The following is a 21,196-nucleotide window of genomic DNA, read 5'->3' as shown; positions in this document are numbered from 1 at the left end:
CAGCCGTCGCCCTCCAGACTCCCACCGCGTCCATGGCGGACGGGGACTGCCGGTTCCTGTGCGCGCGGCCCCTTGACGCGGAGTGGTCACGCCGGGGGTCGCACGAGGAACGCGCTCAGGGCCCCGCTTGGTCACTTACCGCACCTCTATGGACGCACTCCGTGCCGCCCCACCTGGCATGCCGGGTGTGCGTACTCGGAAAAATACGCACACCACTAGACAGGCCCCGCACCGCATATACGTTCTTCGGCGGGCGGGCTCATGCTCCGAGGCGGCGAGCGCCCGCGGCGGCCACCGTCACACGGTGACCTTGGCGAAGGCGCGGTCCAGCACGGCGTCCGGCAGCAGCCGCGACAGCGCCGCGGCCGCACGGGCGTCGGGCCCCACGTGGTAACGGGCCCTGGGCCGGGCGGCGGTCAGCGCCCGGAAGACGGCGCGTGCGAAGTCCTCCGGCCGGGTGCCGCTCGCCTGCGCCCGCTCCTCGTTCATCCGCAGGAAGCGCGCGAACGAGGAGCGGTAGAGGTCGGCGACCTCGCGGGGCGCCCCTTCCAGCAGGTCCTCGCCGGTCTCCCGCACCTTGTCCCAGATCGGGGTCGCGATCGCGCCGGGCCGCACGACCGAGACCGAGACGCCGAAGGGGCGCAGCTCCCGGCGGAAGGCGTCGCTCAGGCCCTCCTTCGCGAACTGGCCCGTCGCGTACGCGCCGAGGTAGGGCATGGCGAGGGCGCCCAGGCCCGAGGAGACGTTGACGACCCGTCCGTGCGTGCGGCGCAGGTCCGGTGCGAACGCCTGGGTGACGGCGAACGCGCCCACGACGTTGGTGTGCAGCTGTTGCAGCAGCCGCTCGGGCGGCACACACTCCAGCGGTGCCGACACACACGTACCGGCGTTGTTCACGAGCCCCCACACGCCCCGCTCGCCGACCGCGTCGAGCACCTCGGCCCTCGCCGCCCGGACGGATTCCTCGTCGGTCACGTCCAGGAGCACCGGACGCAGCCGCTTGCAGGAGGCGTCGGCGCGCAGCTTCTCGCCGTCCTCCGCCTTGCGGACGCCGGCGAAGACACGGAAACCCCGCCGTTCCAGCTGGAGGGCGCACTCCCTGCCGAGCCCGGACGAGGCACCGGTGAGGACGACGGCGCGTCCGGCCGGAGGGGTGGGCTTGGACCGTCGGATCAACTGCTTTCTCCATTTCTCTTTCGCGAGGTGCTGCCAGGGTGTGCCGGTCTCGGCCGGCGGCGGTCAGTCGCCGACGGCGGCCAGCACCGTGCGGACGGCTTCGTCGGCGATGTGCTGCGCGCGGGCGGCGGGGACCATGCCGTCGACGTGGCTGAAGTTCCATGCGAGTTGGCCGTGGCTGGTGTTGGCGGTGGCCACGAGGGCGCCCGTCACGGAGATGCCGGCGACGAGCTGGGCGCCGGACACGCGCCACGGGCCCACCCGGTCGGGGAAGTCGTAGCGGCCGAGGTTGGACAGGCACAGGTTGATCGGCCCGTGTTCGTCCATGTAGCGCATGAAGGGTTCGCTGTCGGAGGAGGAGTTCGGCCCCGCCCGGCCCAGCAGGTTGATCATGGACAGGTGTTCCTCGCGCTCCCGGCGCTCCGTCAGGTCCCGGCCGACGGCCTCGGCCATGGGCCACAGCGGTGTGCCGGGCCGGTAGAGGACGCGGGAGGGCAGTGTGGCCGCGTAGCTGCCCGCCTCGCCGGGGGAGACGGCGGGATCCAGTTCGCGGCGGAAGTCCACCGGGGACCCGATCGAGAAGTACGCGGGCTCCGAGGTGCCCGCCTCCCGGGCCACGGCGGTCACCATGGCGGCGGCGAGGGCGCCGTGCACCGTCACCCCGTGCCGCTTGCAGGCGCCGGTCAGCAACTGGAGCTGCCCGGCGGTGAGGGAGCGGTGCACCATCCGGGTCCGCCGCTCCCCGAAGGGCACCGGGCTGCTGGGAACGATCCGCCGGGGCCGCAGCCGCGCGGCCTCCTCCTGGTCCCGCTCCATCAGGGCGGTGAGGGCGGCGGCGCCCGCGGCGCCCCGGTGGCGGAGGGGGAGCAGGTCCTCTGTGGCGGGCAGCGCCCGATTCGACGTGCGGGGGAGCACGTGGCCGTCGCCCAGCCGGGCGGCGAGTTCGATCCACTCCCTCATCAGTGACAGGCACGTCATGCCGTCGGCGACGCAGTGCGAGGCGGTGAGCAGCAGGTCGTGGACGTCCTCCGGGTCCCCGGGGCCCGCTTCCCGGGTGATGACGACGGCGCGCACGAGCGGCCCGGCGCGCCGGTCGACGCGCTCGGCGAGCTCGTGGGCGTTGACCTCGTGCTCCCACCGGGTGCCGGCTTCGGGGTCCTGCGGTGCCACGACGACGTGGCGCAGGGGGATCGGCCGGCCGCCCACCGGCCGGAAGGCGGGCTCCGCCCCGTCCTCGTCACCGGTGATCGTGACGCGCAGCAGGGGGTGCCGGGCCTGGAGGGCGTCCAGGGCGCCGCGCAGCAGCGGCACCGGCAGGGGGCCGTGGACGCGGGCGCGGACGATGCCGGACAGCGGTGACGTCCGGTCGGCCGTCCAGTACCAGCGTTCCAGCGGGCTGAGCGGGCGCCGCACGCGCGGTTCGGGGCCGGGGACTCCGGGGAAGGTCAGGGCCTCCTCGTTCTGCCGGGCGAGCTCTTCGCGGGGCGTGAGCCGGAAGTAGTCGTCGCGGACCTTCCGCAGGGCCGGGGTGTCGGCCTGTTCGAGGTCGCTCATGTACCGGGAGGCGGCGACCATGGCCCGGGTGCGGTCGCGGCGGCGGTCCTCGTAGGTGCGCAGGGCGAGCGGCAGGTCCTCGCGCGCCCCCGGTTCGGCGAGGGTGTGGGCCAGGACGACGGCGTCCTCGATGGCCATGGCCGAGCCCTGCCCGAGGGTGGTCAGCATGGGGTGGGCGGCGTCACCGAGGAGGGTGACGGGCCCCTCTCCCCACCGTTCCAGGAAGGCGCGGTCGCGGGAGGGTACGGCGAGGATGTCCTGCGGCGGGGTGGCCTCGATCACCGCGCGCACCTCGTCGGCCCAGCCCGCGTACGCCCGGGTGATCTCGTCCTTGGTGCCGTCCCAGGCGTGGGAGCGGGTGGTGGGCATGTTCTTGGTGCCCCACCAGTAGAAGCGGCCGTGGCCGATGTCGATGAGGCCGAAGCGCTGTCCGCTGCCCCAGTAGTGGCGCACCGCCCCGGGGGTGAGCACCGGGTGGTCGAAGGGGACGAGGCCGAGCCAGCAGACGTAGCCGCTGTCCGCGGACTCCTCGGGGCCGACGAGGTGGGAGCGTACGGCCGAGTGGAAGCCGTCGGCGCCGATGAGGAGGTCGCCGCGGGCCGAACGCCCGTCCTCGAAGCGGACGGTGACGCCCTCGCCGTCGGCCTCGAAGCCGGTGGCCCGCGCGCCGAGGTGGACCGGTATGCCGGCGGTCGCGTCGAGCAGGGCCTCCTGGAGGGCGGAGCGGCTCAGGCAGACGCTGGGCGCGCCCGCTTTCTCGCAGACCTCCTTGAAGGGCACGTCCCGTATCTCCTCCCCGAGGTGGTCCATGACCAGGAAGGACTCCGCGGTCCGGCCGCGCTTCTCCAGGCCGAGGTCGATGCCGAGCGTGGCCAGCGCGCTGACCGCGTTGCTCATCACCGACAGGCCGGACCCCGCCGCGCGGAGCTCGGTGGCGCGCTCGTACACCTCGACCTCGACGCCGACCCGCCGGAGGGCGGCGGCACAGGCCAGGCCGCCGATGCCGGCGCCGATGACGAGGGCCTTGGTGGTGCCTCGTTCCGTCATGGCGTCACTTCCCTTCTGCGGAAGGGGCCGGGCCGGCGCCCAGCAGTTCCACGACGGTCTTCGCCACGTGCTCCACGTACGGTTCCTCCATGATGGTGAGATGGTCACCGGGCACGTCGACGACGTGGAGCCGGCCGCTGGTCATGTCGCTCCAGCCGTTGGTGCGGTCCTCGTGGCGGCTTCCGGCGGCGCCGTGCATGGCGGTGAGGACGTCCGGGAGCGGCTGGAGGGCGCGGACCAGGGTCAGGTCCTGCTCCTGGACGCCCGGCCGGTAGTCCAGCGTCGCCTGCCAGTTGGCGCGGTAGACGCCGAAGAGCCGGCGGATGACGGCTCCCGAACTGCCGGCGGGCAGGACGCCTGCGTCGCTCGCCAGCCGGGCGATGAACGCGAACTTCTCGTCCAGGGAGACCAGTTCGTCCGGTATGGCCTCCATCAGGGAGTCGCCGCCGCGCTCCAGCAGGAGCAGCTCCCAGAAGAACCACCGCAGCAGCGCCTCGTCGTCGTGCCGGGCGCGCGCCCCCGGGTCGAGCGCGGTGGTGTCCAGGAGGATCAGCCGGGACACCTCCTCGCCCGCCGCTCGCAGCTGCCGGGCGATCTCGAAGGCGACGAAGCCGCCGAAGGACCAGCCGCCGACGGCGTACGGGCCGTGCGGCTGCACCCCGCGCAGTGCGGTGACGTAAGCCGCCGCGATGTCCTCGACCGTGCCCAGGGGCGTGGTGCCCGGATCCGCGCCGGCCGCCTGGAGGGCGTACAGCGGCTGGTCGTCGGGGAGGTGGCGGGAGAAGGGCACGTAGCAGAGCACGTTGCCGCCCATGGGGTGGACCATGAACAGCGGCGGGCGCGTTCCCTCCGGGCGGATCGGGACCACGGGGTCGTACGTGGCCACCGCGTCGCCCGCCCGCAGCCGGGCCGCGAGGGCGGCGACGGTCGGCGCGGCGATGAAACCGGACAGCGGGATGTTCACGCCGTAGCGCTGCTCGATGCGGACCACCAGCCGCATGGCCGTCAGGGAGGTGCCCCCCAGGTCGAAGAGGCTGTCGTGCACCCCGACGGCGGGCAGCCCCAGGAGGTCCGCGAGCATCTCGGCGAGCGCGTGCTCATAGGCGTCGCGCGGCCCGGCACCGCGGTCGGCGGCGTCGGCGGTGGCGAGCGGCGCCCGGCGCAGCGCGGCGTCGTCGCGCTTTCCGCTGGGGGTCAGGGGCAGGGACGTCACCCATTGCAGATGCGCGGGCACCATGTGGTCGGGCAGTGCGCTGCGCAACTGCTCGCGGATGCCGGCCAGATCGGCGGCTGTGCCGTCGCCGGCGAGGAAGGCCGCCAGGAAGGAGTCGCCGTCGTCGCGCCGCCGGGCCACGACCGCGGCGTCGAGCAGCCGCGGGTATCGCCCGGTGAGGTCGGTGAGGGCCAGCTCCACCTCCGCGGGCTCGACGCGGAAACCGCGCACCTTGACCTGGGAATCGGCCCGGCCGGCGTAGGCGATCGTCCCGTCGGGCAGCACCAGGCCGAGGTCGCCGGTGTCGTAGAGCCGCTGGTCCGCGCCGCCGAAGGGGTGCGGGACGAAGCGCTCCTTGGTCAGATCGGGGCGTCCCTCGTAGCCCTGGGCCAGGCAGGCGCCGCCGAGGTAGAGCGTTCCGCGGGCTCCGGCGGGCACCGGGCGCATCCGCTCGTCGAGCACGTGTGCCTCGGCGCCGTCGACGGCGCGGCCGATCGGCGGCAGCGCGGGGAAGCCTTCCGGGTCCCCGGTCATGGTGAAGGCGGTGGCGACGTGCGTTTCGGTCGGCCCGTACTGGTTCTCCAGGACGACGCCGGGCAGGGCGGCGCACAGCCGGCGGATCTCCCGGGTGACGCGCAGCTGTTCGCCGGAGGAGACCAGCACCCGCAGCGCGCGGGGGACGATGCCCAGCGCGTCCGCGGTCTCGGCCAGCTGCTGGAGCGCGACGTAGGGGAGGAAGACCCGCTCGATGCCCTCGCGGTCGATCAGCCGCAGCAACGCGGGCATGTCGCGCCGCTCGGCGTCGCCCACCAGGTGCAGCGTGCCGCCGGAGCACAGGGTGGAGAAGATCTCCTGGAAGGACACGTCGAAGCTCAGCGGCGCGTACTGCAGGGTTCCCCCGCCCACGGCGCCGCTCGCGGCCGCGTTCTGCCAGGCCACCAGGGAGGCCAGGGAGCGGTGCGGCATCGTCACGCCCTTGGGCCGGCCGGTGGAGCCGGAGGTGAACAGGACGTAGGCGGCGCTGTCGGGGCCGACTGCCGCGGCGTCCGCGACCGGCCCTGCCGGGCCCTCCGTCAGGGACGCGGCCGGCAGCGCCGGCGACGGGTCCCCGGCGAGGTGGGCGTAGGGAGCGTCACAGACGACCTGGAAGGGCCGGGCCTGCTCCAGCATCGCGGCCAGCCGCCCGGCGGGGTACCCGACGTCCAGCGGCACCACCGCGCACCCGGCGCGCACGACGCCCAGCAGCACGGCGACCATCCGCGGGGAGCGGTCCATCGCGATGGCGATCCGGGCCCCGGGCGGGGCGCCGAGCGCGCGCAGCCTTGCGGCCACCTGGCCGGCGGCCTCGTTCAGCCGCGCGTAGCTCCACCGCTCCTCGCGCATCGCCAGGGCGGTCGCCTCCGGGGTGCGGGCGGCCTGCCGGGCGAAGAGTTCGACGACGGTGGGGCGCGCCACGGGCTCCGCGAGGACGGGCCGGCCGGCGAGGAAGGCGGTGTCGGGCTCCGCGTGCGGCTCGTCCAGCAGCTTCCGCAGGATCTCCTGGAAGGCGTGCGCGTAGCGTCGGGTCCGCTCGGCGCAGAACGTCTCGCCGTCACCGTCGATCCGCAGCCACACCCGCCCGCCGTCGGGGTCGGTGACCGCGTTCACCAGGAGCCGGAAGTTGGTCTCCTCCCAGGTGCGGAAGTCCAGCAGGCGCACGCCGGGCACGGCCAGGACCTCGGCGAGCTGGTGGAAGTGCACGTAGTTGAAGGCCGTGTCCAGGACCGGGCCGCCGTGGTCCTCCTGGACGGCGCTCAGCGGATAGCGGCGGTGGGCGTGCCCGTCCTGTTCCTGCCGGAACGCCTCGCGCACCACGTCCAGCCGGCTGGCCCGCCCGGTGTCCAGACGCAGCGGCACGGTGTTGAGGAAGAGCCCGGCGACGCGTTCGGCGTGGGCGAGCTCCGGGCGGCCGTGGGTGACGAGCCCGGTGGTCACGTCCCGGGTGCCGGCGAAGGCGGTCAGCGTCAGGCAGTGCGCCGCGAAGAGCACGGACTTCACCGGCAGGCCGTGCTCGGCGGTGAACGCCCGCAGCCGGGCGACCAGGTCGCCGGGCAGGTCGACCCGGTGTGCGGCCGGCTTCGGCGTGGCGGGCGGCAGGTGCGGCCGGAACGCCTCGATCTGCAAGGGCTCGCAGCCGGCCAGCTGCTCCGTCCAGTAGCGCCGCGTCTCCGCGGACCCCAGGGCGGCCCGCTCCTCCCGCACGTGTGCCGCCGGTGACGGCAGTGCCGTGGTGTCGACGGGGCCGATGCCCAGCCCGAGGTCGTGCGCGTAGTCCTGGAGGAGCTCTTGGAGGAGGGTGGCCACGCTGCCGCCGTCGAGGAGCGCGTGATGGAAGCTGAGGACCAGCTCGACGGCGTCCGGCCGCACGTGTGCCCGGGCGAGGTACAGCGGCGCCCGCTCGAAGACGTAGGCGTGGTGGCGCCGTTCTTCGATGTGCGCGCGGATCTCCGCGTCGGCCGCGGCGCCGTCGAGGGAGCGAAGGTCGGCGATGTCCAGGCCGCCCTCCACCCGGGGGCGGACGATCTGCAGCGGCTCGGAGAAGCCTGCCAGGTCGAAACCGGAGCGCAGCGCCGGGTGCCGGGCCACCAGCCGGGCGAACGCCCGGCGGAACCGCTCCTCGTCCCACGGCATGTCCAGGCGGTACAGGAAGACGTCCTTGTACATGGCCGAGGTCTCGTGCCGGCGGCTGTGGTAGAGCAGGCCGAGCTGGAGCCGGGTGAGCGGCCAGGCGTCCTCCGCGCCTTCCAGGCGGGCCCGGTCCACCGTGGATATGAGGGCGAACGGCGCCGGGGCCTCCTCACCCGCCGTCGCCCCGTCCGAGGCGCGGACGGCGAGAGCGGCCACCGTGGGGTTGCGGACCAGGTCGGTGAGCGAGAAGCGCACGCCCCGCCGTTCCGCCTCGGCCCGCACCTTGAGCATCAGGATGGAGTCCCCGCCGAGCGCGAAGTAGTCGTCGTCGATGCCGACACCGGCCACGCCCAGCACGCGGGCCCAGACCTCGGCGAGGACGGCCTCGGTGCGGTTGCGGGGCCGCCGTCCGGCGGCCGGGCGCGCGGCCTCCTGGGGGGCGGGCAGTGCGCGGTGGTCGGCCTTGCCGTTGGGCGTCAGCGGCACGCTGTCGAGGCGCACGAAGTAGGCGGGGACCATGAACACCGGCAGGGCCCGGGCCAGCCGCTCCCGCAGCGCCTCCGGATCGACGGCGTCGTCGGCTACGTAGTAGCCGACGAGGTGGGTGTCACGGGTGTCGGTGACGCGGGCCACGGCGAGGGCGTCCCGGACGCCCGGCACCGCGCGCAGGGCGGCGGCCACCTCACCGAGTTCCACGCGGTTGCCGCGGATCTTCACCTGGCCGTCGATGCGCCCGAGGTACTCCAGCGTGCCGTCCGCCAGCCAGCGGGCGAGGTCGCCGGTGCGGTACATCCGGCCGCCGGTCACGAACGGGTCCGGGAGGAACTTCTCGGTGGTCAGCTCCGGCCGGTCCAGATACCCGCGGGCCACACCGACGCCGCCGATGCACAGCTCACCGGGCACCCCCACCGGCTGCGGCCGGCCGGAGTTGTCCAGGACGTACAGGCTGGTGTTGTCGATCGGCCGGCCGATGGGTATCCGGGTGACGTTCTCTTCGCGGGGACAGTCGTAGAACGAGACATCGACCGTCGCCTCGGTCGGGCCGTACAGGTTCACCAGCCGCACCGCGGACTCCGCGCCGAACACGCGGTGGAACTGCGCGACCCGCGCGGCTGGCAGGGCCTCGCCGCTGCAGAAGACGTACCGCAGCGAGTCCAGCCCTTCACGGGCCTGCGGCGACCGCTGGAGCAGGTCGAGGAACGGGCCCAGCATCGAGGGGACGAAGTGCGCCGCGCTGACCCGCTGTTCGCGGACGGTCCGCAGGATCTCCCGGGGGTCCTGCTGGCCGCCGGGCGGCAGCAGTGCCACGCTCGCGCCCTCGACCGCCCACCAGAACAGCTCCCACACCGAGACGTCGAAGGAGACCGGCGTCTTCTGCAGCAGGACGTCACGCGCGCCCAGCGGATAGCGGCCCTGCATCCACGCGAGGCGGTTGACCACACTGTGGTGCTCGACCATCACGCCCTTGGGGCGGCCGGTCGAGCCGGAGGTGTAGATGACGTAGGCCAGGTCGTGGGAGGTGGCGAGCGGTTCGAGCGGGCCGCCGTCCGCGCGCAGCAGGTCCTCGACGTGCCGCACCGCCGTGCCCTCGGCGACCCCGTCGACGGGGTCGCCGCCGTCCACGATCACCACCTTGGCGCGGCTGTCCTCCAGCAGGAACCGCACGCGCTCGGCCGGGTAGCCGCGGTCCACCGGCACATAGGCGCCACCGGCCTTCAGCGTGCCCAGGAGCGCCACCACGAGGTGGGGTCCACGCTCCATCATTACCGCGACCCGGTCGTCCGGGCCGACCCCCTCGGCGCGCAGGGCCCGGGCGACCCGGTCGGCCCGCTCGTTCAGCTCGGCGTACGTCAGCGTCTCCCCGGCGGCTCCGGTGACCGCGGTCCGGCCGGGGTGCCGGGCGGCCTGCGCCTCGAACAGGCCGTGCAGGGTGGCGTCGTCCCGATAGGGGACGCGCGGGCCGCGGGCGCGTACCGCGGTGAGGTCCTCGTACTCGGCGGCCGTCAGCACCGGCACGTCCGCGACGGGCCGGTCCATCATCTCCACCCCGTTGAGGAGGAGCGTCGACAGGTGCCGGGCGACCGACTCGACGGGCAGGTCCTCGTCGAAGACGTCGCGGGCGTAGTCCAGGTCGACGTGGAGGTCGGCGGTGCCCTCGAAGGCGGACACCACGACGCCCAGGGCGTCCTCGTCGTGCGAGGGGGCCATCAGGGCCGTACGGCGCTCGATCCCGGGAACCCGGGCCTGCTGGGGCCAGTGCATGTAGGAGAGCGTCACGTCGAACAGCCGGCGGGGGCCTTCGGCGGAAGGGGGCAGTTCCCGCAGGACGTCACCGAGGGAGAGCCGCTGATGCGGCTGGAGCGCCCGCGTCGCCTCCTGGGTGCAGGCGACCAACTCCCGGACCGTCCGCCCGCCGGCCGCCGGTATGCGCAGCGGCAGCGTATTGGCGAACTGGCCGAGAACGTCACGCCACGCGCCCGGCCGGTTCAGGAAGGGGACGCCGAGCACGACCTCCTCGCCGCGGTGCAGACGCGTCAGGTACGTGCCGAACATGGCGGCGATGTAGGTGAACGGTGAGAACCCTGCGGCGCGCACCTTGTCGACGAGGGCGCCCTCGATGGTGAACGAGTGGCGGCCGCGCCCGGCCCCGGCCGCCGTGCGGGTGAACAGGGCGGGTGCCACCCCCGCGAGCCGCTCCCGGTGGAAGGCGCGGTCGCGCTCGGCGTCCGCCCCGGAGCGGTAGGCGGCCTCCTCCTCGACGAACGCGAGTAAGGACGGCGAGGTGCGGGCGGCGGGCTTCTCGCCGGCCACGGTCCGCGCGTAGTCGTCGAGGACCTCGGCGCTCAGCCGGTGCAGGCTCCAGCCGTCGGCGATGACGTGGTGGGCCTTGACATGCAAGTGGGTGACGCCGGGGCCCTCGACCAGCAGCGTCGCTTCGACGAGAGGACCGCCGGCGAGCGGCAGGGGCACGGCCAGGGAACGCCGCATCCACGCGGCGCACGCCTGCTGCGGGTCGGGCTCCCCGGTGAGATCGACGCGGGCGACCCGGACTCCGTCGGGCTCGGCCCACTGCACGGGAGTTCCCGCGTGCTCCTCGAACCGCAGCCGGAACGTGTCATGACGGGCTAACGCGTCCTCGACACAGGCCGCGAGCGCGTCGTGGTCGACGGTGCCCCGCAGACGCTCGTGGAGGACGCAGTTGAACTGCGGCGAGTGCGGGGCCTGAGAGGCCGAGGCCCAGACATCCTGCTGGTAGGCGGTCAGAGGGCGCTGTACTTGACTGGTCACATGCTCTGCCTTCCACGGTGGGCCGCCGCCTGTCAGCGGCGGCCCCTTCCTTGATCGACATCATGCCCAGTCGGGAACAAGCGTTCGGTCGCGCCGGAGTGCCGCCGGGTAAAGCAAGGAAATAACCGGCCAATAACGCCGTGATAGCGAAGGGCCCTGCCGCGACGCCGCGGGAAGGCACCGAGAAGGGCGGTATGTCGGCAATGCCGCTCTGATCGCCCTCTCTCAGCGGAGCCGTGCGTCCGAAAACTGGCGGGAATTGGAGAAAACGTGTGCGGCACGGAGCCATGACCGTCGAACGGAAGGCGACCGGCCGCCGGTGCCCCGGCGGCCGGTCGCGTGCGTCAGCTCAGGCTCGCCGCGATGTCCTCGGCCGGGGACAGGCCGAGAAGGTACCGGGTCCACTGCGCCAAGGTCGGCTGCGCCGCCAGGTCACGGACCTCGGCGGGGATCTTGGCCTTGCGCAGCCGCCCGACCAGCCGCATGACCTCCAGGGAACCGAGCCCCAGGTGCACGAGGTTGGCGTCGGCGGGCAGGGCCTCCGGCGCGGTGTTGAGATATCCCGCGACGAGGTGGGCCAGAGCGGGGAGAACCGGCCCGTCCTCGGCCGGCAGTCCGGCGGTCATCGGCGTTCTCCTTGCAGCGGCTGTGCGGAGGCCGCCGGCCGCGGCGTGACGCCGCCGGCCGCGAGGCGCTTCTTGTCGACCTTGCCGAGGCCGGTGAGGGGAAGAGCGTCGATGATCTCGACCCGGTCGGGCAGCTTGTAGTCGGCCAGCCCGCGCGCCTGCAGCGCCTGCCGCAGGTCGTTGAGGGCCGGCGGCTCGCCGTCCGGGACGACGAACGCGCACACCCGCTCGCCGTGGTACTCGTCCGGTACGCCGACGACCGCGACGCGGGCGACCGCCGGGTGGGTGAGGAGGTGGCTCTCCAGTTCCCCGGGCGAGATCTTGTCGCCGCCCCGGACGATGACGTCCTTGATCCGCCCCTCGATCACCAAGTGCCCCTCGGGAGTGATCCGGGCGAGGTCACCGGTGCGGAAGAAGCCGTCCTCGGTGAAGGCGACCCGGTTGTACTCCTCGGCCCGGTAGTAGCCGTGCAGGGTGTACGGACCCCTGGTGATCAGCTCGCCGGTGGCGTCCGCGGGGAGGGCCGCGCCGTCCTCGTCGACGATCCGTATCTCGTCGCCCGGTGAGATCGGGCGGCCCTGCGTGCGCTCCACCACCTCCAGCGGGTCGTCGTCGTGGGTGAGGGAGAGGAGCCCCTCGGAGGTGCCGAACACCTGCTGGAGGCGGCACCCCAGGCCGGGGCCGATGCGCGAGGCGAGCTCCGCGGTGAGCGGGGCTCCGCCGACCTGGACCGAGCGCAAGGTCGTCAGCCGGTAGGGCGACCACTCGGCCGTCTCCAGCCAGAGCTGCGCCACCGTCGGCACGATCGAGGTGAACGTGACGCCTTCCTCCTGGATCAGCCGGAAGCAGTCGTCGGCGGTGGGCCCCTCGGCGAGGACCACCGTGCCGCCGGCCCGGAAGGTGCCGACCACACCGGGGCTGCCCCACGTGAAGTTGAACCCCATCGGCAGCGCCGCCAGATAGACGTCCTCGTGGGTGATCCCGCAGAAGCTCACCGCCGTGCGCGTCTGGTGCGCGTAGCCGTCGTGGGTGCGCGGGATGAGCTTGGGCAGTGCGGTGGTGCCGCCGGACAGCAGGAAGAAGGCCACCTCGGAAGGGTCCGGCTCGGGGAACGGCCGGGGCTCGGCGTCCACCTCCCGCAGAGGTATGGCCTCGACGCCTTCCGGTACGTCACCGACGACGAACAGGTGCTCCAGCGAGGCGACTTCGCCCTTCACCCGCAGCGCCAGCTCCAGGTGGTCGAAGCCGTGGTGCCGGTCGGGCAGGACGTAGGCCCGCGCCCCCGAGAGCTCGCACAGGTGGCGGATCTCGTTGACCCGGTGCGAGGCCAGGGTGAAGACGGGGACGACGCCGATCCGGAAGAGGGCGAAGGCGACGGCGGGGAACTCCGCGACGTTCGGGAGCTGCACGACCACCCGGTCGCCCGCCTCCAGACCGTGCCGGTGGAAGCCCGCCGCGAGCCGGTCGACCCACGCGTCGAGGGCACGGTAGGTCAGCCGCCGCTCTCCGTCGACCAGCGCGGTGGCACAGTCGTGCCGGCCGGCCCAGGTGCGCAGCAGGGCGGAGAGGTTCTCACCCCGCCAGTACCCCTTCTCGCGGTACGCGGCCGCTCGGTGGACGTCGGGTGGGATGCAGCCGTCGAGCACGGTGTCTCTCCTGTGGGATGGGCGGAAGTGTGGTGGGCAGGGCAGGGGGAGGGGCGGTCAGGGCATCGGGTGGACGATCTGCGCGATGACGCAGCAGACCTCCGCGCCCGGGGCGGCACCGATGAGCATCACGTGGTCCCCCTCGACCAACTGCTCCGTGGCGCAGAGGTGTTCGAGTCCGGCGACGAAGTCGGCGGTGCCCACGTGGCCGGTGCGGCGGGCGAAGTCCCAGATGCCGCGCTCCTCGTCGATGTCCAGCGGCGCGAGGAAGGTGTCCCACAGCGGAATCCTGGAGAACCCCATGTGGACGACGCGGTCGATCTCCTCCATGGTCAGCCCGGCTTCCGCGAGCGCGCGCGAGGCGACGTCCCCGACGAGCCGGCCGAGGTCGCCCATGGGCGGCACCGTGCCGGCGGCCCACTGCTCGCGCCAGTACTGGCGGCGCCCCTCCAGGTCGAGCGGGCGGCCCACCGTCATCGGCGGCGGGAAGAGCACCTCGCCGCCCCGGTTCAGCTCCTCCATCTGCGGATCCGACAGCGAGGCGGAGGCCAGCAGCCGGGCGAACCCTCCCCGCGCGGAGACGACCGCGGCGGCCGCGCCGTCGGCCAGCAGGAACAGCCCGGCGTCCTTCCACCGGTCGGCCAGCGGTGTCCCGAAGTTGTCGGCGCCGGTCAGCAGGACGGCGGGGCGCGAGCGGTCACAGGCCAGCCGGTGCGCGGCCAGCTCCAGGCTCGTCAGCATGCCAAGGCAGCCCTGGCGCACCTCCACGGCGGAGATCGGCCGGTCCAGGGCCTTGCGCAGGACGTAGTGCTGCGGGGACCAGCCGTCCGGACCCTGGAAGTGCGAATTGCTGTGGTACAGCGCGGCGAAGTCCTCCGGGCCGTGGCCGGACCGGCGGATCGCCTCCCGCGCCGCCGTGACCGCCATGTCCGGTGCCGGGACGGTCCCCGCGACGGGGACCGCCTCGATGCCGGAGACCTCACGGACGGCCGCGTCCATCAGGCCCTCCTTCACCGCCTGTTCGGTGTCCATGCGCTCGGGGAGCCAGCTGGCCACGCCCGCGAGGTAGAGGTTGTCGAACCGCATCGGTGTGCTCTCTCTCGGTGAGTGTGGTGTTCCGTCAGTGGTCGAGCTGCCGCAGGGCGGCCGTCAGCACCTCGGCTATGCGAGCGAGGTGCTCGGGCTCGGTCATCTCGTGGTGGCCGCAGGGCACGGGGTGGTCCTCGAAGGCGCCGGTGACGTACGGGCGCCAGGCGTCGCCCGTCACCGGCGTGGGCAGCGGGCCCTCGGACCCCCGCGCCGGGGAGGCGGCGGGGGAGCCGGTGGCGCTGAAGAACAGCACGTCACCGCGGAACACCTCGGTGCTCAGGCCGAGCCCGACGCGGATGTTGTTGCGGATGATCCGGGCGAACACCGCCGCCTCCTCGGCCGTCACGGCCGCCCCCGCACCCGCTCGGCCGATCAGGTCCAGGGCCACCGCGACGTCCCGCGGGGCGCCGCCGTCCGCGGGACGCACATCGGCGATGTTCAGCAGCAGGGCGGCGACCTGGGCCTCGGTCTCCTCCGGGCTCTGGACGTACTGGTGGGCCAGCGGGGCGTCCATCATCACCAGCAGCTCGACCTGCTCGCCCTGGCGCTGCAGCGCGGTGGCCATCGAGTGGGCCACGGTGCCGCCGAAGGACCAGCCGAGGATCCGGTAGGGGCCCCGGGGCTGGATGCCGCGCAGGTGCGCGAGATAGGACTCGACCATCTCCTTGCCGTCGGCGGCCGGCGACCGCAGGCCGTCCAGCCCGTGGGCCTGGATGCCGTACACCGGCTGGCGCCCGCCCAGGTGCGCCAGCAGACCGGCGTAGCGCCAGGCGGTACCGCCGCCCGGGTGGACGCAGAACAGGGGCGTCCGGTCCCCCTCGGCGCGCAGCGGCAGCACCGGGGCGAAAGCCTCCTGGCCGGCGGCTTCGCGGCCCGACCGGTCCAGCAGGCCCGCGATGGTGGGACGGGCCAGGATCGCGGCGGCCGGTGTCTCCAGGAGGGAGGCCGAACTCAGCCGCGCGGCCAGCAGGACGGCGCGCATCGAGTCGCCGCCCAGGTCGAAGAAATTGTCGTGGATCCCGATCCGGTCGATGCCCAGGGCCTGCTGCCACTGCTCGGCGACCGCGCGTTCGTCGTCGGTGCGCGGGGCGGTGTACGCGGTCGCCAGGTGCGGTCGCGGTGCGCGGGCGGGGGCCTGCGGCGCGGCCCCGGCCTCCGCCGGGTGCTCGGTGGACTCCCGCTCATCCTCGATTCCGGTGTGCGGCCGGGGCCGTGCGGTGGGGGCCGGGATCCAGTGACGGTGGCGCTCGAAGGCGTAGCCGGGCAGCGGTACGCCGCGACGGGGCGGTGCCGTGGCGCCGCGGGGCGCGAGGTCGACGGGGACCCCGGCCTCCCAGAGGCGGGCGAGGGCCTCGGCGGCCAGCTGGGTGTCCGGCCGCTCGGCCTTGGCGTGCCGCATGGTCAGCACGGTGGCGGGCGTCTCGCCGGCCAGGACGCCCCGGGCCAGCTTGGTGAGGGAGTCGCCCGGGCCGACCTCGACCAGCAGCGGCCGGCCGCGCTCCCACAGCCGGGCCACGCCGTCGGCGAACCGCACGGTGTTGCGGGTGTGGTCGATCCAGTGCCGGTGGCTGGTGGCCTGCTCGCCGGTGACCCAGGTGCCGGTGACGTTGGTGACGTAGGGGATCTGAGGGAAACTCAGGGTCACGCCGCGCAGCGCTTCGGCGAAGTCGCCGAGGACGGGGTCCAGGACGGCGGAGTGGGCCGCCGCCGACATCGTCAGGCGCCGGTGCCAGATCCCCTTCGCGCGCAGGCGCTGTTCCAGCGCGTCGACCGCCTCGTCCCGGCCGGCGACGGCACAGGACTCCGGCCCGTTGACCGCCGTCAGCGACAGGCCGTCCGTCAGGTACTCCCGCAGCTCCCCCTCACCGAGCGCCACGCCGAGGGTGCTGCCACCGGCCGAGACGATCAGCCGCAGCCGCTCGGCGACCAGCGGCAGCATCTCCTCCAGCGAGATCACTCCGGCCAGGCACGCGGCGGTGTACTCGCCGAGCGAGTGCCCGATGAGCGCGTCCGGCCGCACCCCGCGGCGCATCAGCATCGTGGCCAGCGCGTACTCGGTGACGACCAGGCTCAGGAAGCCGTCCACGTCGCCCAGGCCGGGACGTGCGTACAGGGCGGTGCGCAGGTCGTGGCCCAGGACGGGCCGCAGGATACGGGCGCAGGTGTCGACGGCGTCGCGGTAGTCCGGGTCCGTGGCGTACAACTGCGCGCCCATGCCGGCGTACTGGGTTCCGCCGCCGGGCAGCAGGAAGGCCACGGCCGGTGCCTCACCGGCGGTCGGCGCGGAGCCTACGGGCAGTGGCGCGCGCAGCAGTTCCGCGGCGTCCGCGGCACTCGTGGCGACCACCGCGGAGCGGTGCCGCAGCGCGGGGCGGTCGGTGCGCAAGGCGTGGGCGACCGCGGCGAGGTCCAGCCGGGGGTGGGCCTCCAGGTGCCGTGCCAGCAGCTCCCGCTGACCGCGCAGGGCTCCGGGCGTCCGGGCGGACACGGTCAGTGTCTGCCACGGCGCCTCGTCACCGGAGACTTCCCGCGGCGCGGGCGGCTGCCACCGGTGGGCCTCGGGGGCCTCTTCGAGGATGACGTGCGCGTTGGTGCCGCCGAGGCCGAAGGCGCTGACGGCGGCGCGGCGCGGGGTCGAGCCGGCCGGCCACTCCTCCAGGGTGGTGGGCACCCGGAAGGGGCTCGCCGCGAAGTCGATCAGCGGATTGGGGTTCTCGAAGTGGAGGCTCGGCGGGATCTGCCGGTGCTCCAGCGCCAGGACGGTCTTGATGAAGCCGGCTATCCCGGCGGCGGCGCCGAGGTGGCCGATGTTGGTCTTCACCGACCCGAGGGCGCAGAACTGCTTGCGGTCGGTGCTCTCCCTGACGGCCTGGGTGAGCGCCGCCACCTCGATGGGGTCGCCGATGCGGGTGGCCGTGCCGTGCGCCTCGACGTAGCCGAGGGAGTCCGCGTCGATGCCGGCCTCCGCCTGGGCGGTGATGATCGCCTCGGCCTGGCCCTCGATGCTCGGGGCGTTGAACCCCACCTTGCGGCGGCCGTCGTTGTTGATGGCCGAGCCCTTGATGACGGCCCGGATCCGGTCGCCGTCGGCCACCGCGTCCGCCAGGCGCTTGAGGACCACCGTGCCGACGCCGTCGCCGGAGATGGTGCCCGCGGCGTCCGCGTCGAAGGCCCGGCAGTGCCCGTCCGGGGAGAACGTGCCGTCCGGGACGTACCGGTAGCCCAGTTTCGGGGACGGGCTCAGCGAGGCCGCGGCGGCCAGGGCGACGTCGCACGCGTGGCTCAGCAGGTCCTGGCAGGCGGTGTGGATGGCGACGAGACCGGTCGAGCAGGCCGTCTGCACCGACAGGCTGGGGCCGGTGAGCCCCAGCTCGTAGGAGATCCGGGTGGCCAGGGCGCCGAGCGAGTTGGCCGACGCGGCGTGGATCAGCGCCATCGGCGAGCGCTCCCCGGCGAGGCTGGGATACACGTGCGCGGTGTAGTACCGGCTGTCCCCGGCACCCGCGTACACCCCTACCGTCCGCCCGTCGTGGCCGTCCGCGAGGCCCGCCGCCTCCAGGGCGTGGTAGGCGCACTCCAGGAGAAGCCGCTGCTGGGGGTCGATGAGCGCGGCCTCGGCGGGGCTGTAGCCGAAGAAGCCGGAGTCGAACCGGTCGATGCCCTCGACGGCCGAGGCCATCCGCACCAGGTCCGGGTCCTCCAGTTCGGCCGGATCGCCTCCGGCGGCGAGGAACTCCTCGTCGGTGACGGGCCGGATCGACTCCCGGCCGGCGGCGAGGTTCTCCCAGAACTCCTCCACCGTGTCGGCGCCGGGGAAACGGGCGGCCATGGCGACGACCGCGATGTCGTTGTCGAGCGCGTAGCCGCTCTGCTCTGTCTCATCCATCGTGCTGGTTCCTCTTGCTCTGCTGGGCGGCCTGCTGACGGGCCGCGCGACGGCGCTGTGCCTGCTGCCGGGCCCGTTCCAGGGCGCTGTCCGGCGCGGGGCCGGCGGCCCCGGGGCGCTCGGGCGCAGGGGTGCGCTCCGCGGCCGGCACGCGCCCGCTGTCGGCCAGGTGACGGGACAGCGCCTCGACCGTGGGGTGGCGGAACAGATCCACCACGCTCAGGTCGCAGCCGAGCTGCCGGTTGACCGCGGCCTGGGCCTTGACCAGCAACAGGGAGTTGCCGCCGAGGTCGAAGAAGTTCTCCCCGGCCCCCACCTGGTCCCGCTCCAGCACCTGGCACCAGATCGCCGACACCTGCTCCCGCAGCGCCCGCTGCCGGGCCGCGTCCGGGGCGACCGGCCCGGCAGCGGCAGCCGCCGCCGCTGGCCCCGCACTCCCAGGCGACGACCCCGCCGCCCGCAGCACCCAGCGGTCGGCGGCGCCCGCGCTCCGGGCCGCGCCGACGGCGCCCTGGTACACCTCACCGACATCGGCACCCTGCCGGAAGGCCACCTCGGCCACCAGCCGGTGCACCGCACGCGCCGGGGCGCGCACATGGCCGCGCACCCAGGGCGCGCCGCGGTCCACCCCGACGAGCACGTGCGGGAGGTCCAGGGACCGGGCCAGGCCGAAGGAGCGCAGGGCCGCGGACTCGTCCAGGACCCGGTAACCACGGGCTTCCGTCAGCTCCTTGAGCCCGAACCCGCGGCTCATACCCAGCTCCTCCCACATGCTCCACGCCACGCTGCGCGCGTCGAGGCCGCAGTGCCGGCGCTGGTGCACGGCCAGGGCGTCGAGGAAGGCGTTGGCGGCGGAGTAGGCGCCGCTCATGGAGCCGCCGAAGTAGCCGTTGACCGAGGAGAACGAGAGGAACGACGTCGCCGAGTGTGCCAGGGCCAGCCGGTGCAGGACCCAGCCGCCGGTGACCTTCGCGGCCAGCGCGGCGCGCCACTCCTCCACGCCGTACTCCGACGCGGCCCGCTGGCCGAACTCCCCGGCGAGGTGCAGCACCCCGGCCAGCGGGGCCGACCACTCCGCGGCGGCCTTGTCGACCGCCGCGCGCACCTGCGCGGCATCGGTGACGTCGGCGGCGGCGTACCGGACGTCGCCCCGCTCGCGCAGCGTGCGGTACGCCGCGATCCGCCGGGCGTTCTCCCCGCCCGCGGCGAGGTGAGCGTCCCAGGTGTGCTCCTCGGGCAGCTCGGTGCGGCCCACGAGCAGCAGCCGGGTGCCGGGTGTCTTGAGCAGGTGCTCGGCGAGGCGCACGGCGACACCGCCGAGGCCGCCGCTGATGAGGTGGAACCCCTCGCCGGTGACGGGCGCGGTCTGCGGCAGCGGCTGCGGCAAGGGCGCCAGCCGGCGCACCCAGCGCCGCCCCGCCCGGTGGGCGACCTCGGCCTCGGTGATCGGCACGGACGCTTCGGCGAGGATCAGCCGGGCGGTCTGCGCGAGGTCTCCGGCCGGGACATCGACCCAGCAGGCGCTGAGCCACGGCAGTTCCTCCGACAGGCTCTTCAGCAGCCCGCCCGCGGCCGCGTGGCCGTAGAAGCCGTGGTCCTGCGGCAGCACCTCCTGGTCCTGGCGGGTCACCAGGTGCAGACGGACCCGGTGGTCGCGGGGACGCGCCGTGGTCAGCGCCCGCGCCAGGCACAGCAGGCTGTCCGCGCTGTCCCGCTGTGCGGTGAGCAGCGCCGCCACGGAGTCGGGCTGCCGGTCGCGGTGGCGGGCCGTGAAGGCGCCCAGGTGCAGTACGGCGTCCACCGGGCGGCCGTCGGCCGCCAGGCCCGCGAGGAGCCGGTCGTAGTCCTCGACCGCGTCGGTGCGGACGCGGTAGCGGCCCGCGTCCAGGCGGTCGTACCCCTCGCCTGCGGTGACGACCGTCGCCAACGCCCCCCGGCGCCGGAGCCCGTCGGCCACCGCGTCGGCCACGTCCACGGCCAGGGCGCCGCACCCGGCCAGGATCAGGGTGTGCCGCGCGGGCTCCACCGGCCGGTGAGGGGACTCGGCGCGCTGCCACACGGGGTGCAGGAACCAGTCGGGGACGGTGGCGGCGGTGCCGAGGAGGATTTCCGACTGTTGTACCTGTGTGTCGAATTCGCCGGCTTCGAAGCGTTTGCGGAGCTGGGTGCGCTGGATTTTGCCGATTTCGGTTTTGGGGATGGTGGCGGCTTCGACGGGGACGAGGAAGGCGGGGCTGACGCCGATCTCGCGGGTGATTTTGCCGCGGATGGCGCGCAGGGCCTGGGTGAGGTCGTGGCCGGGCTCGGGGTGGAAGAACAGGGCGAGCTCGTCCGTGCTGGCGGTGGGGTCGGTGCGGACGGCTACGGCGGCGGTGAAGCTGCGGACGGCGTAGGGGAGTTCTTCGGCGCAGGATTCGATTTCGTGGCTGTAGTGGTTGACGCCGTTGACGATGATGACGTCTTTGGCGCGGCCGGTGATGTACATCTCGCCGTTGCGGAGGAAGGCGAGGTCGCCGGTCTCGAACCAGCCGTCGGGGGTGAAGGATTCGGCGTTGGCTTTGTCGTTGTCGTGGTAGCCGCCGGTGACGGTGGTGCCGCGGACCTGGAGGCGGCCGACGGTGCCTTCGGCGACGAGGGTGTCGTGGTCGTCGACGACGCGCATGGCGAAGCCGGGGTAGGGCTTGCCGCAGCTGACGAAGAGTTCTTCGCCGTCGGGTGCGTGGGCGGGCAGGATGGTGTCGGTGACGACGGAGCTGGTTTCGGACATGCCCCAGCAGGGGTGCATGACGTTCTGGGGGAGTCCGAAGGGTTTGAGGGCTTCGAGGAAGCGGCGTGCGGTGGCGGCGACGACGACTTCGCCGGCGTTCATGGCCAGGCGGACGGGGGTGAGGTCCCAGGTGCGGTCGGTCATGCGGTGGGCTTGTTCGGCGACGAGGCCGAAGGCGAAGTTGGGGGCCCAGATGATGCTGACGCGGTGGCGGTCGCTGATGTCGATCCAGCGCAG

At 73.8% G+C, this 21,196-nt stretch carries 8 protein-coding genes; all 8 read right to left on the bottom strand.

What is annotated here, in order from left to right:
- Positions 1–297: 297 nt before the first annotated feature.
- Positions 298–1,176, bottom strand: coding sequence for an SDR family oxidoreductase (locus tag ABZ951_RS14480; protein WP_344089480.1), 879 nt, complete (start codon positions 1,174–1,176; stop codon positions 298–300).
- 63 nt (positions 1,177–1,239) lie between these two features.
- Complete coding sequence (locus ABZ951_RS14475) at positions 1,240–3,777, bottom strand: FAD-dependent monooxygenase (protein ID WP_344089479.1); 2,538 nt, start codon at positions 3,775–3,777, stop codon at positions 1,240–1,242.
- Positions 3,778–3,781: 4 nt separating this feature from the next.
- Positions 3,782–10,945 (bottom strand): amino acid adenylation domain-containing protein, encoded by a 7,164-nt coding sequence (locus tag ABZ951_RS14470; protein WP_344089478.1) that lies wholly within the window; start codon positions 10,943–10,945, stop codon positions 3,782–3,784.
- A gap of 344 nt (positions 10,946–11,289) precedes the next feature.
- A complete protein-coding gene (locus tag ABZ951_RS14465) occupies positions 11,290–11,571 on the bottom strand; it encodes a phosphopantetheine-binding protein (protein ID WP_344089477.1) in 282 nt (93 codons plus the stop codon).
- Positions 11,568–13,217 (bottom strand): AMP-binding protein, encoded by a 1,650-nt coding sequence (locus tag ABZ951_RS14460; protein WP_344089476.1) that lies wholly within the window; start codon positions 13,215–13,217, stop codon positions 11,568–11,570. The genes ABZ951_RS14465 and ABZ951_RS14460 overlap by 4 nt, the downstream gene beginning before the upstream one ends.
- 57 nt (positions 13,218–13,274) lie before the next feature.
- Positions 13,275–14,303, bottom strand: a complete 1,029-nt coding sequence (locus tag ABZ951_RS14455; protein WP_344089475.1) for a ketoacyl-ACP synthase III family protein — start codon at positions 14,301–14,303, stop codon at positions 13,275–13,277.
- Positions 14,304–14,337: 34 nt separating this feature from the next.
- On the bottom strand, positions 14,338–18,192 hold the full coding sequence (locus ABZ951_RS14450; protein ID WP_361279934.1) for a beta-ketoacyl synthase N-terminal-like domain-containing protein: 3,855 nt from the start codon (positions 18,190–18,192) through the stop codon (positions 14,338–14,340).
- On the bottom strand, positions 18,185–21,196 hold a 3,012-nt coding region (locus ABZ951_RS14445), incomplete at its 5' end, for an SDR family NAD(P)-dependent oxidoreductase (RefSeq protein ID WP_361279932.1). The genes ABZ951_RS14450 and ABZ951_RS14445, both read right to left, overlap by 8 nt.

The organism is Streptomyces sp. NPDC046215 (genome assembly GCF_040646215.1).
In the GTDB taxonomy this organism is placed as follows: domain Bacteria; phylum Actinomycetota; class Actinomycetes; order Streptomycetales; family Streptomycetaceae; genus Streptomyces; species Streptomyces stramineus.
The sequence above is the reverse complement of the archived record's forward strand: the minus strand, read 5'-3'. Positions and strand labels throughout refer to the sequence as shown.

Bases quoted from the DNA above. Each gene is read 5' to 3' on its own strand.
- ABZ951_RS14455 (WP_344089475.1), bottom strand. From the start codon at position 14,303: ATGCGGTTCGACAACCTCTACCTCGCGGGCGTGGCCAGCTGGCTCCCC.
- ABZ951_RS14475 (WP_344089479.1), bottom strand. From the start codon at position 3,777: ATGACGGAACGAGGCACCACCAAGGCCCTCGTCATCGGCGCCGGCATC.
- ABZ951_RS14465 (WP_344089477.1), bottom strand. From the start codon at position 11,571: ATGACCGCCGGACTGCCGGCCGAGGACGGGCCGGTTCTCCCCGCTCTG.
- ABZ951_RS14450 (WP_361279934.1), bottom strand. From the start codon at position 18,192: ATGGATGAGACAGAGCAGAGCGGCTACGCGCTCGACAACGACATCGCG.